Annotated in this window: 13 protein-coding genes; 8 read left to right on the top strand and 5 right to left on the bottom strand. The window is 62.8% G+C overall.

The window, feature by feature from the left end:
* The first annotated feature begins 3 nt into the window (after positions 1 to 3).
* Both lysA and FLQ44_RS02285 read left to right on the top strand, forming a co-directional pair.
* Positions 4 to 1242: a diaminopimelate decarboxylase gene (gene lysA / locus FLQ44_RS02290; RefSeq protein ID WP_147692864.1), complete on the top strand. Its 1239-nt coding sequence runs from the start codon at positions 4 to 6 to the stop codon at positions 1240 to 1242.
* 155 nt (positions 1243 to 1397) lie between these two features.
* Entirely contained in the window at positions 1398 to 2795 is a 1398-nt protein-coding gene (locus FLQ44_RS02285) for an MFS transporter (protein WP_147692863.1), read from the top strand.
* Positions 2796 to 2816: 21 nt separating this feature from the next.
* Here the strand turns inward: FLQ44_RS02285 and FLQ44_RS02280 are convergent, their stop codons facing one another.
* Positions 2817 to 3143, bottom strand: a complete 327-nt coding sequence (locus FLQ44_RS02280) for a hypothetical protein (protein WP_147692862.1) — start codon at positions 3141 to 3143, stop codon at positions 2817 to 2819.
* Between the two features lie 164 nt (positions 3144 to 3307).
* On the opposite strand from FLQ44_RS02280, the gene FLQ44_RS02275 reads away from it, so the two are divergent.
* Positions 3308 to 3898, top strand: coding sequence for an MliC family protein (locus FLQ44_RS02275; RefSeq protein WP_147692861.1), 591 nt, complete (start codon positions 3308 to 3310; stop codon positions 3896 to 3898).
* 37 nt (positions 3899 to 3935) lie between these two features.
* Here the strand turns inward: FLQ44_RS02275 and FLQ44_RS02270 are convergent, their stop codons facing one another.
* On the bottom strand, positions 3936 to 4880 hold the full coding sequence (locus FLQ44_RS02270) for a GlxA family transcriptional regulator (RefSeq protein ID WP_147692860.1): 945 nt from the start codon (positions 4878 to 4880) through the stop codon (positions 3936 to 3938).
* A 119-nt stretch (positions 4881 to 4999) separates the two neighbouring features.
* On the opposite strand from FLQ44_RS02270, the gene FLQ44_RS02265 reads away from it, so the two are divergent.
* The 4 genes from FLQ44_RS02265 to FLQ44_RS02250 all read left to right on the top strand — a co-directional run bounded on the left by FLQ44_RS02265 (position 5000) and on the right by FLQ44_RS02250 (position 8578).
* Positions 5000 to 5626, top strand: coding sequence for a cysteine hydrolase family protein (locus FLQ44_RS02265; protein WP_147692859.1), 627 nt, complete (start codon positions 5000 to 5002; stop codon positions 5624 to 5626).
* A gap of 65 nt (positions 5627 to 5691) precedes the next feature.
* Positions 5692 to 6108, top strand: coding sequence for a hypothetical protein (locus FLQ44_RS02260; RefSeq protein WP_206208626.1), 417 nt, complete (start codon positions 5692 to 5694; stop codon positions 6106 to 6108).
* A gap of 278 nt (positions 6109 to 6386) precedes the next feature.
* Complete coding sequence (locus FLQ44_RS02255) at positions 6387 to 6749, top strand: adenosine deaminase (protein ID WP_147692857.1); 363 nt, start codon at positions 6387 to 6389, stop codon at positions 6747 to 6749.
* Positions 6749 to 8578, top strand: a complete 1830-nt coding sequence (locus FLQ44_RS02250) for a lipoprotein N-acyltransferase Lnb domain-containing protein (protein WP_147692856.1) — start codon at positions 6749 to 6751, stop codon at positions 8576 to 8578. The genes FLQ44_RS02255 and FLQ44_RS02250 overlap by 1 nt, the downstream gene beginning before the upstream one ends.
* A 24-nt stretch (positions 8579 to 8602) precedes the next feature.
* Here FLQ44_RS02250 and FLQ44_RS02245 read toward each other — a convergent pair whose 3' ends face one another.
* Positions 8603 to 9082 carry an Lrp/AsnC family transcriptional regulator gene (locus FLQ44_RS02245; RefSeq protein ID WP_147692855.1) on the bottom strand — a complete coding sequence of 160 codons (480 nt, stop codon included), beginning with the start codon at positions 9080 to 9082 and terminating at the stop codon, positions 8603 to 8605.
* A gap of 112 nt (positions 9083 to 9194) precedes the next feature.
* Between FLQ44_RS02245 and FLQ44_RS02240 the strand changes: the two genes are divergently transcribed.
* Positions 9195 to 10223: a histone deacetylase family protein gene (locus FLQ44_RS02240; protein ID WP_147692854.1), complete on the top strand. Its 1029-nt coding sequence runs from the start codon at positions 9195 to 9197 to the stop codon at positions 10221 to 10223.
* 420 nt (positions 10224 to 10643) lie between these two features.
* Here the strand turns inward: FLQ44_RS02240 and FLQ44_RS02235 are convergent, their stop codons facing one another.
* Both FLQ44_RS02235 and FLQ44_RS02230 read right to left on the bottom strand, forming a co-directional pair.
* Entirely contained in the window at positions 10644 to 11339 is a 696-nt protein-coding gene (locus tag FLQ44_RS02235; protein ID WP_147692853.1) for a DsbA family protein, read from the bottom strand.
* The gene (locus FLQ44_RS02230; protein ID WP_147692852.1) at positions 11333 to 12196 is read right to left on the bottom strand and encodes an MBL fold metallo-hydrolase; all 864 of its coding nucleotides are present in this window, start codon (positions 12194 to 12196) and stop codon (positions 11333 to 11335) included. Before FLQ44_RS02230 ends, FLQ44_RS02235 begins: the two co-directional genes overlap by 7 nt.
* Between the last annotated feature and the right edge of the window lie 15 nt (positions 12197 to 12211).

Raw genomic sequence — 12211 nt, 5'->3', positions numbered from 1 at the left:
GCGATGCAAACACCCGACACTTCCCGCCTGGCCGGCCTGGCCGCCCGCTACGGCACCCCGCTGTGGACGTACGACGCCGCCACCATCCGCCAGCGCATTGCCGAGCTGGCCGCGTTTGACACCATCCGCTTTGCGCAAAAAGCCTGCAGCAACACCCACATCCTGCGCCTGATGCGCGAACAGGGCGTGAAGGTAGACGCGGTATCGCGTGGCGAGATCCTGCGTGCGCTGGCCGCCGGCTACGACGCCCAGGGCGAGCCGTCCGGCATCGTGTTTACTGCCGACCTGCTGGACCGCGACACGCTGGCGCTGGTGGTGGAACACAATATTCCGGTGAACGCCGGCTCCATCGACATGCTGCAGCAGCTGGGCGCCGCCCACCCCGGCCACCGCGTATGGCTGCGCATCAACCCCGGCTTTGGCCACGGCCACAGCAACAAGACCAATACCGGCGGCGAGCACAGCAAGCACGGCATCTGGCATAGCGACCTGCCGGCAGCGCTAGCGGTGATTCGCCAGCACCGCCTGCAGCTGGTGGGCCTGCACATGCACATTGGCTCTGGCGTGGATTACGGCCACCTGCAAGAAGTCTGCGGCGCCATGGTGAACCTGGTGCGCCAGGTAAAAGACGCCGGCCACGACCTGCACGCCATTTCCGCCGGCGGCGGCTTGTCCATCCCCTACCGTGATGGCGACGCCACCGTGGATACCGCGCACTACTTTGGCCTATGGGACGCCGCCCGCCACGAAGCCGCCGCGCTGCTGGGCCACCCGCTGGCACTGGAAATCGAGCCAGGCCGCTACCTGGTGGCCGAGTCCGGCAACCTGCTGGCCGAAGTGCGCGCCACCAAGGACGCTGGCCGCAACCACTTTGTGCTGGTAGACGCGGGCTTTAACGAGCTGATGCGCCCGTCCATGTACGGCAGCTATCACCACATCACCGTGGTGCCGCAAGACGGCGTAGCGCGTAGCGAAAAACCCAGCGTGGTAGCCGGGCCGCTGTGCGAATCGGGCGACGTGTTCACCCAGGGCGACGGCGGCGTGGTACTGCCGCGCAGCCTGCCTGCGGCCAACGTGGGCGACTTGCTGGTGTTCCACGACACCGGGGCCTACGGCGCGTCGATGTCCAGCAACTACAACAGCCGCCCGCTGATTGCCGAAGTGCTGGTAGATGGCGATAGCGACCGCCTGATCCGCCGCCGCCAGACGGTAGAAGAACTGCTGGCACTGGAAGCGCTGTAAAACACAGCACCCGCAAGATTAACGCCCTGCCGGCAGCCGCTAGCAGGGCGTTGTTGCGCCAATAGCCGCCAAAACAGCGTGTTCCGCCCCGTTTGATGTATGGCCAGGGCGATAGCTGCTACAGTGTTTCGTCATACCCGCACACGGCCACACCCATGCTGCCCACCCTGCCGCGCCACCTGCTGACCCCGCTGATTATTGCTACCGCGCTGTTCATGGAAAACCTGGACGCCACGGTGATTTCCACCTCGCTACCGGCCATTGCGCAAGACTTGGGGGTGAACCCGATTGCGCTGAAGCTGGCGCTAACGTCTTATCTGGTGAGCCTGGCGGTGTTTATCCCCATCAGCGGCTGGATGGCCGAGCGCTTTGGCACGCGGCGTGTATTTCGCGCGGCGATCGTGGTGTTTGCCACCGGCTCGCTGCTGTGTGCCTTGAGCAGCAGCCTGGTGGGCTTTGTGGCGGCGCGCTTTATTCAGGGTATGGGCGGGGCGATGATGGTGCCGGTGGGCAAACTGGTGATCCTGCGCAGCACGGCCAAAGCAGACCTGGTGCGCGCCATGGGCTATGTCACCATGCCGGCGCTGGTGGGCCCGGTGCTGGGGCCGCTACTGGGTGGTTTTATCAGCACTTATTTTCACTGGCGCTGGATTTTCCTGATTAACCTGCCCATTGCCGCGCTGGGGCTGATACTGGCGGGCCGCTATATTGCCAACCTGCGCGACGAACACGTGCCGCCGCTAGACTGGGCAGGCTTTGCCCTCACGGGCCTGGGGCTGTCTTTGGCCATGCTGGGGCTGGCTACCGAGGGCAAGCATATGCTGTCGGTAGCGTGGTCTACCGCACTGGTGCTGACCGGCGCGCTGCTGCTGGCCATCTACCCCGCCTACGCGCGCCGCCACAGCCACCCGGTGCTGAAACTGAGCCTGCTGCGCATCCCCACCTTTAACGCCAGCGTGCTGGGGGGCTTTCTGTTTCGTGCCGGCATGGGTTCTACGCCGTTTTTGCTGCCGCTGATGTTGCAGCTGGGCTTCGGGCTCACCCCGTTCCAGTCCGGCATGCTGACCTGCAGCACCGCCATTGGCGCCATTTTCATGAAGACCATGGTGAGCCGGGTGCTGGCACGCTTTGGTTTTCGCCGCGTGCTACTGATCAACAGCGTGCTATGCGGTGCATCGTTTGCCGCTTACGGCCTGTTTGACGCCCACAGCCCGCACTGGCTGATGCTGCTCACCTTTCTGCTGGGTGGCTGCTTGCGCTCGCTGCAGTTCACCAGCCTTAACACGCTGGCCTTTGCCGATATCCGCCAACAGGACATGAGCCACGCGTCCACGCTATCCAGCGTGGGCATGCAGCTAGCCTCTGGCCTGGGCGTGACACTGGCGGCGTTTGCCCTGCAAGGCATCGCCAGCTGGCAGGGGCATAGCGTGCTGCAAAGCAGTGATTTCTCGTGGGCTTTTCTGGTCATGGGCGTGCTGGCCATGCTGTCCACGCTGCAATTCCGCCGCCTGTCACCGCAGGCCGGCGCCGCGCTGGCGCAAACAGCTGGCTAGGGCTTGGCCGCCCCAGCGTACCTAGGTGCTCTGGGCAACTGCAGTGGCGCGCCGCCGTGCGCTGCGCTGCGCCGTAGCAGCCTGTGCGGGTGCCGGGCGCATCAGCGCCGGGTTTTCGGCCAGTAGCCGCTCCATCAGCCGCCCGCGGGCATCGATATGGTGCTGGCCATGCCAGTCGGCCAGCAGCTGCTGGGCCAGCTGAAAGTGGCTGGCATCCAGCTGCGCCAACGCGGCCAACTCGAATGGCAGCTTTAATTCCAGCGCCAGGGCCAGCTGCTTCAATACCGCCAACTGCCTGCACTGGCCAGACTCGTCCATCATTTTCTTGATACGCTTGGCTGCGTTCATGCTTGTTCCCTAGCTGGCGCGTCATGCGGGGCTTGTATGACACGTCATCAAATCATCAAGTTCTATAAGAACACAGCCACAATGAAAAGTTAAATACCTTTTTATAAAATAAACAGCCAACTATTGGCATAAACAAGGCACAAGCCACCTGAAAGATTGTCACCATGAAAGCACTACGCTGTTTGATCCTGCTCCCCCTGCTCCCCCTGCCAGCGCTGGCGGCTACCACATCACCCTCTTTCCCCTGCCACCAGGCCGCCAGCAGTGCGGCAAAACAGGTATGCAGCACCCCCGCGCTGGCAGCGCTGGATCGCCAGCTGGCCCAGGTTTATCGCCAGGCACGGGGCAAGGCGGGCAAAACGCTGCAAGCCACGCTGAAAGCCGAACAGCGCGGCTGGGTGAAAGGGCGTGACGATTGCTGGAAAGCCAGCGATCTGGCCGCCTGCGTGCACGATAGCTACACGCTGCGCATTGCCGAGCTGCAAGCGCGCTACCAGCTGCTACCGATACAGGCCAGCGCACGCTACCAGTGCGGCGCCCAAGCGGCCAACGATATGCAGGTACGCTTTTACGCCACGCAGCCAGCCACGCTCATTGCCGAGCGCGGCGACCGCAGCGAGCTGATGTACCAGCAAGCCGCCGCCAGCGGCACGCGCTACGCCGGCCGCAATAGCTGGCTATGGGAACACCAGGGCGAAGCCACCGTGGTGTGGGAATGGCAAGGCGCCGAAGAGGTATGCCGTGTACAGCCCTGAGCCCGCAGGCCGCCTGCTGCGGCCAACCCTGCAGCATCTAGCCGGCAAAGCTGCGCCGCCAGTCGCCTGGCGACACGCCAAAGCGGCGGCGAAAGTGCTGCCGTAGCGACAGCGCGCTGCCAAAGCCGGCCTGCTGCGCGATGGCCTCTACCGTAAGCGGCGTGGTTTCCAGCAGCTGCTGCGCCCGCGCCAGGCGCTCGGCCAGCAGCCATTGCTGCACCGTACTGCCGGTGAGCTGGCGAAAATGGCGGGTAAAGGTACGGCGGCTCATCAGCGCCCGCTCAGCCAGGCTGTCCAGTGTATGCGGCTGCTGCAGGCTGGCGCGCACCGCGTCCAGCAGGCCAGCCAGCCGGCTATCGCGGGCATTATCCGGCAGCGGCTGGGCAATATACTGCGCCTGCCCGCCCTGGCGGTGCGGTGGGGTCACCAGATAACGCGCCACCTGCCCTGCTGCCACAGCACCGCACTGCTGGCGCAGCAAGTGCAGGCAGCAATCCAGCGCCGCCGCCGTACCTGCCGAGGTCAGCACCCTGCCATCGTCCAGATACAGGCTATCCGGCGCCACCTGCACCGCGGGGAAGCGCGCGGCAAAGTCATCGGCAAAGGCCCAGTGCGTGGTGGCCGCCAGGCCATCCAGCAGCCCGGCCTGCGCCAGCACGTAGGCGCCCAGGCACAAGCCCATCACCACCGCACCGCGGGCGTGGGCGTCGCGCAGCGCCTGCAGCAGCGCGGGTGCGGCCAACTCGTCCACGTTGCGCCAGCTGGGCACGATCACCACATCGGCCTGTGCCAGCCCATCCAGCCCCGCCAGGCCCAGCAGCTGGAAACCTACGCTACTGGCCAGCGGCCCGGCTTCCCAGCTGCACACCTGCAGCCGGTAGCCCAGCGCCGCACCGTGGGCCTCGCCAAACACCGCACACGGCACCGCCAGATGAAACGGGCTGATACCGTCAAACGCCACCACTGCCACCTGCCTGCTCATGCCGCGCCTCCGCCATACCATATGGCCCGATATTAACGCATATTGTCATACGGGCCACTCACGCTACAGCAGGCAAAGCGGCACACTAGCGCCATCCCCACCCCGCTACGGAACCCGCCATGAGCACCCCACAACGCGCCCTGATCGTTATCGATGTACAAAACGAATATTTCGACGGCCAGCTGCCCATCAGCTACCCGCCACGCGAACACACCCTGCCACGCATCCTGCAGGCCATGGATGCGGCCAACCTGACCGGCATACCGGTGGTGCTGGTACGCCACATTGCCCCAGCCGGCAGCCCCATCTTTGCCGACGGCAGCCACGGTGCCGCGCTACACCCCGAAGTCGCCGCCCGCCCGCACCAGCTGCTGCTGGATAAACAGCACGCCAGCTGCTTTACCGGCACCGGGCTGGATGCCTGGCTGCGCGAACGCGGCATCGACACGCTCACCATCTGCGGCTACATGACCCACAACTGCGACGCCAGCACCATCATCCACGCCAGCCACGACGGCTACCAGGTAGAGCTGCTGCACGACGCTAGCGGCGCCCTGCCCTACCGCAACGCCGCCGGCAGCGCCAGCGCCGAGGAAATCCACCGCGTGTACTGCACCGTGATGCACACCGGCTTCGCCGCCGTAGCCGCTACCGGGGACTGGCTGGCGGCGGTAGCCAGCGGCAGCGCGCTGGTGGCAGATAATGTCTACACCTCGCACCTGCGCGCTACGGGCAAGCTGGATTAAGGGAAAATGGTGAAACGTTGCCGTGCTTGCATAAAAAGTGCATTCGTCATTAGAATTGCGCCGCCATGTCATCTGGCATGACATGGACAAACAACAACAAGCACTCCATAGGCCTAAACATGAAATTTGCTATTCCTTGCATGCTGATCGCCGTTGCAACCCTGAGTGGCTGCGCTTCCATCCTGAACGACAAGACCCAACAAGTTAACGTTAGCACCAGCAGCGGCAGCGCCATCAAGGGCACCGTAAACGGCGTACCGTTCACTGCACCGGGCGTTGTAACCGTGACTCGCGAAAACAAAAACAAGATTTTTGTCACCGACACCGAAGGCTGCGCCCGCGAAACCGTGGCTGAAAAGTCGCCGGATCCTAAATTCTTCATCAACATCCTCAGCGGTGGCGCTTTCGGCTCTACCACCGACTACTCCACCGAAAAAATGTGGAAGTACAACGAAAACATCGTAATCAGCTGCAAGAAGTAACCCTCGCCAGGCATGCCTTGGCATGACGGCCAGTTATCGTGCGCAAATATCGCCGGTAACTGGCCGTGTCGCTTTTTGCATCAGCGCCCCGGCCTGTAACGGCTATGGCAGCACAGCAAAATACTGTGCAAGCAGCCGGCATGCCGCGTATAGAAATGGTGTTTCTTTAAATCATATGATTGCCTTACTTAAAATCATTTGATTAATATGATTTGTCATGTCAGCGGCCCCGACATGACATGCAAGCCATAAGGGCTATCACTCTACAAAGGAAAATCATGAAATACGCTATTCCATGCATGCTACTGGCCATCACCACCCTAAGTGGCTGTGCTTCGATCCTGAATGAAAAAACCCAGCAGGTGAACGTTAGCAGCAGTAGCGGCAGCACCATCAAGGGCTCCGTTAACGGTACGCCGTTTACCGCACCGGGCGTGGTTTCCATTACCCGCGAAAACAAGAACAAGATCTTTGTTACCGATACCGAGGGCTGCGCCCGCGAAACCGTGGCCGAAAAATCGGTTGATCCGAAGTTTTTCGTCAACATCCTGAGTGGCGGGCCATTCGGCTCCACCACTGACTACTCCACCGAAAAAATGTGGAAATACAACGAGAACGTTGTGGTTAGCTGCAAAAAATAATGAATTTTCTACAAGCAATCGCTAAAAGCGGCGTTTTCGCCGCTTTTTTCATCCACACCGCCCTGGCCAGCCCCACACCTGACACACAGGCATGGATGCAGGCCGCACTGGCGCAACAGCTGCCGGCCAACCCCGTTTGGCAAGCACTGCTGCATAGCCAACACCAGCACGCCAATATCACCGACCCCACTTTTCTGCTGAGCCACGACCGCTTTTCCACTGCAGCCGAAATGGCCCTGACGCTGGAAGCGCTGTACAGCCAGCCCGGCGTGGTATGCCGCTTTCCCGCACGCTACTGGTGGCTGAAGCAAAAACTGGCGCTGCCTGACCTGCCACTGGATAGCTGCCCGGACGTGCAAGACTTCCGCAGCAAAGCGCCCATGGATACGCTGAGCCTGATATTTGTCAGCGAGACACTCACCCAGCCTTCCAGCATGATGGGGCACGCATTTCTCAAGCTGTCAGGGCAGAATGCACAGGGCCAAGCCCTGACACACGCCGTGTCTTTCTATACCGATGCCGACACGTTCAACCTGCCCAAATTACTTTTCGATAGCCTGGTTACCGGCAAGCAGGGCTATTTTGCGCTGACCCCCTACCAGGAACAGCAAAGCCGCTATACCGATGAAGAAGAACGCAATGTGTGGGAATACGACCTCAAACTGGATAGCTGGCAGCGCGAGCTGGTGCGCCTGCACCTGCTAGAGCTCAAGCAAAGCGATCTGCGGTATTTCTTTCAGGACTACAACTGTGCCACCGTCGTACGCTTCATCATGGCCCTGTCAGGCCGGCTGCCGGAGCAAGGCAAAGGCTGGGTAACGCCCAAAGACCTGGTACGTGTGGCAAACGAGGCGGCGCTGATAGACGAGCAGCGCACCATTACGCCCAGCCGCTGGATGACGCGCAACCTGGGCAAACAACTGTCCGCAGGGCAACTAGCGGCCAACCAGGCGGCGCTGCACAGCAATAGCATCAACCCTGCCCTGTTTACCCCTGCCGACGAACAGCACTATATGCAGCTGGAGCATGCAGCTGCCCTGAACCAGTACAGCTATCTGCAAGGCCAGCTAACGCGCAGCCAATGGCTGCAAAACGACCGCCAGCTGGCAAACATCCGTCAGCAGCAATTTGCCGGCCAGCAGCTCTCCGCCGATGCACGCCTGGACCCGGCCTACGCCCCAGACGACAGCCAGATATCAATCAACTGGCAACAGCGCAATGGCCAGCACGGCATGCTGCTAAGCTACCTGCCCGTGTCACACTGGCTGGCAGACGACAATCGCAGCTACCAGCGGGAAAATGGCCTGCAGCTACTCAGCCCTAGCCTGCTGATACCGCAGCACGGCCAGCGCGCCAGGCTGGATAGTTTTGTGCTGTACGGCATGGAAAGCCTGCTACCTTACGACCCCACCACCGGCGGCCTGTCGGGCAAATTCCGCCTGGCCTACCAGCCACAGTACGGCAAGCAGCTGCAGCTGGCGCGTGCCACATCGGCTATTGCCATGGGCGGGCTTACCCGCCGCCTGCACGACGATATCGACCTGTACCTGCTGGCCGGTGGCGGGCCCGGCATGCGTAGCGGCCAGGTTTACCTGCAAGCACAGGCGGAGGCCGGGCTGATTCTGCGTGGTGTGTTCAACAGCAAAACGCAGCTACAGCACAGCTGGCACCGCAACGAGCTGAACAGCCATGAAGGCTATCGCCAGCTAGCCATCCGGCAGTCGCTGTATCTGAACCGCCAGCACACCGTATGGCTGGGCGCGCAGTGGCGCCGCCAGGGCGACACCACACAGCACGACACCACCCTGGGTTACAAGTACCTGTTCTAGCCCCTGCGGCCAACCCTGCCGCCCTCACAACGGCAGGCGGCTGCCAGCCTTGATTTCGCGCAGCGCCAGGCTGGAATGAATGGACACCACGCCTGGCGTCTGGCGCAGTACGGTTTCCACAAACACGCTGTAGTCGTCCAGCGTGCGCGCCACCACCTGCAGCAGATAATCCGCGTCCCCGGTGATCTTGTGGCAGCTCAGCACCTGCGGGTGCTGGCACATGGCGGCCTCAAAGGCATTGGGCAGCTCGCCACCGTGTACGCCAAAGCGCACCTGCACAAAGGCCAGCACGTCCAGCCCCAGGCGGCGACGGTCCAGGTTGGCCTGATAGTCCCGCACATAGCCTTCCTGCTGCAGCCGTTTCAGCCGGCGCCAGCACGGCGTGACGCTGAGTGACAGCGCCTCGGCCAGCGCGGTGGCCGACAACGCGCCGTCCGCCTGCACCAGGCGCAATAGCGACAAATCGGTTTCATCCAATGCCTTGTCGGCAAATTTTTCGCTCATATGCACGCCAGATAGAAAAGAGTTTGCCCATTATGCAAAACGGCGCAGGCAGATAGCAAAGCATTTTCAGCCACCGCGCCGGATACTGGGCTTTTGCCCTGCGGAGCCCGCCATGCTGACCTTTTACAGTGACACCCACCGCCTGCACCACGGCAGCGAGCTGAAAGACGGCCACCTGATGCCCTGTTTCGAGGAGCCAGGCCGCGCCGACACCATCTTGCAGCGCGTATTGCAAAGCCAGCTGGGCACCGTGCTGCCCGGCCAGGCGTTTGATGCCAGCTGCTACGCCCGCGTACACAGCGCGCGCTATGTACGCTTTTTGCAGCAAGCCTGGGACGAGTGGCAAGCACTGGGCCACCAGCACCACGCCCTGCCGCTGGTGTGGCCGGTACGCGACCTGCGCCACGATATCGAGCCGCAGCATATCGATGGCAAGCTGGGCTTTTATGCCATGGATGCCGGCGTGGCCATTACCCCCGGTACCTGGGCGGCGGTCAGCGCCAGCGCCAACCTGGCACTGAGCGGCATGCAGGCCGTGCTGGGCGGCGAGCAGGCGGCGTTTGCGCTGTGCCGCCCGCCTGGCCACCACGCGGCGGCCGAATACATGGGCGGCTATTGCTACCTGAACAATGCCGCCATCGCCGCGCAGTACGCACGCGACCACGGCGCGGCGCGGGTGGCGGTGCTGGATATCGACTTCCACCACGGCAACGGCACGCAGAGCATCTTTTACCAGCGCAGCGATGTGCAGTTCATCTCGCTGCACGGCGACCCGCTGGTGAGCTACCCCTACTTCAGCGGCCACGCAGACGAAACCGGCAGCGGCGATGGCGCGGGCTACAACCTGAACCTGCCGCTAGCACACGGCACGGCGTGGGATGGCTACCAGGTGGCGCTAGCGCACGCCTGCCAGCGCTTGCAAGCCTATCGCCCGGACGTGCTGGTGGTGTCGCTGGGGGTGGATACCTTCAAGGACGACCCGATCAGCCATTTCCTGCTGGATAGCGAGCACTACAGCCGCATCGGCGCCATGCTGGGCGCACTGGGCCTGCCGACGCTGTTTGTGATGGAAGGCGGCTATATGGTGGATGCCATCGGTAGCAATACCGTAAATGTGCTGGCCGGTTTTAGCGGCCAGTAAGAGTGCTGGGCATACCCCATAAAAAAACACCCCGCCAGCCCAATGCCAGCCAGTTAGGTGAGTATGCTTCGCTATCAGGTGAAAGCACGTGAATGAAGCACCCCATCCCGTTGGCGCGAGCCGGTCAAAATGGTGCGCCCCAGGTTTTAAGACGCCGATTTGTTTGAGCCCCGAGCCGTTAGCGAGGGGCGAGTTCGGCGGCGCCTGGGGTGTGCCATTTTGCACGGGGTTTCGAGCAGCCCCGGGTTGCGGGGGAATGAAAAGGGGGCGGCAACCCGCCCCCTTTCCCGTTTGCCGGGCGGAACCGGCATTTAAGCATCGTCCGCATAGCGGACACACTAGCACTGGTCAACGAAACAAACCCCTAACCAAAAAAATGCCAGCCAGGCTGACGGGGTGTTGTACTAGTTGGCCGCAGGCTTAGTGGCAGCCTTCCGGCGTGCAGAACGCGCCATCGGCGGCCTGCTCTGCGGTGGCACCGCCCAGCAGCGTTTGCAAGTGGCCGGCAAACGCGCTGGGCTTGCCCAGCCACGGCGAGATGTCCAGCCGCTGCAGCTGGCCGTTGACCTCCAGCAGTAGCGAGGGGAAACCACGCAAGCCGTTGGCGGCCATATCACGGTGGCTGCGGCCAACGTGGGCATCAAACTCGCCCGCTTGGCGCTGGTATTCGGCGGCAAAGGCCGCGTCGTCCAGCTCCAGCTCTGCAGCCAGTGCCTGCAGCACGGCGGCATCGGCAATGCGGCGGCCTTCGGCGTAATGCGCCTGCTGGATGCGGTGCAGCATGGCCAGGCCCTGGCCAGCCAGTGCCTCGGCCGCCAGAATCGCCAGCGTGGGCGGCGTGCTGTCGAACACCGCGCTGCCATCCAGCAGCAGGCCGTTAAAGTAAGCATCGCCAAACGGCTGGCCGGTCAGCGCGTGGATGCGCTGGTCGTGCGGCATGACATAGTTGCGCAGCTGGGGCGACACCGGCTGGCGATTGGCACCGCTCATCATGCCACCTGCATGCAGCACCACACGCAGGCCGGGGATGGCGGCCGCGGCGGCGGTGAGCGGCGCGGCGCCGTAGCACCAGCCGCACAGCGGGTCGTAGTAGTAATGCAGGGTGGCGCTTACCATTTCATTTCGCCTTTGTTCACTTTGGCGCCGATATCCAGCGCAATGCCTAGGCCGGCTTCGGGGTAGGCACGTTTCATGGCGTCGATCAGCTCGGCACCGGTTTTGGCCTTGGCCGCTTCGCTGTCAAAGCGCAGCAGGTACTGGCGGGTGTAGTCGATGGCGCTGGTATCCAGCGCGGTGCCCGGCTGCATGTGGCCAGGTACCACTACGGCCGGTTTCAGGGCTTTCATTTCGTCCAGCTGGGCAACCCAGGCCTGGCGCTCGGCCGGCTGTTGGGTGTCGGCAGTCCACACGTGCAGCTTGCCGAACACGGCCACGTTACCGGCGATGGCGCGGATGGACGGAATCCACACATAAGGGCGGTGCGCCAGCACGCCATGGGTGCCACGGATGGCAATTTCTTCGCCGTCTACGGTCAGCTTGTCAGCCGCCAGTGCGGTAGGCAGTACCGGTTTTACCGGGGCGTTGGCACCCATTTTCGGGCCCCAGAACGCTACCTTGCCCGCCAGCTTGGCGCTGATTTTCTCGCGCACGGCGGCGGTGGTTACCACTTCGGCCTGCGGGAAGATCTGCTTCAGCACTTCGGCGCCAAAGTAGTAGTCGGGGTCGGCGTTGCTGATGAAGATGGTTTTCAGGGTTTTGCCGCTGTCCAGCACGTTGGCCGCAATGCGGTAGGCGTCGGCGCGGGTAAAGCCGGTGTCGATGACCACCGCCTCGCTCTTGCCGCTGACTACCACGGCGTTGGCGTGGAAGCTGTTGCCGTCGGCGTTGTACACCTTCAGGTTCAGCGGCTCGGCAGCGTGGGCGGCGCCGAAGGCCAGGGCAAAAGAGGCAGCAAGCAGGGTTTGGCGAATCATGGTCAGTCCTTTCAA

Origin of the sequence: Vogesella mureinivorans (genome assembly GCF_007644035.1) — a bacterium.
Taxonomy (GTDB): domain Bacteria; phylum Pseudomonadota; class Gammaproteobacteria; order Burkholderiales; family Chromobacteriaceae; genus Vogesella; species Vogesella mureinivorans.
Note: the sequence above shows the minus strand (reverse complement) of the source record. Positions and strands in the feature narration are given on the sequence as shown.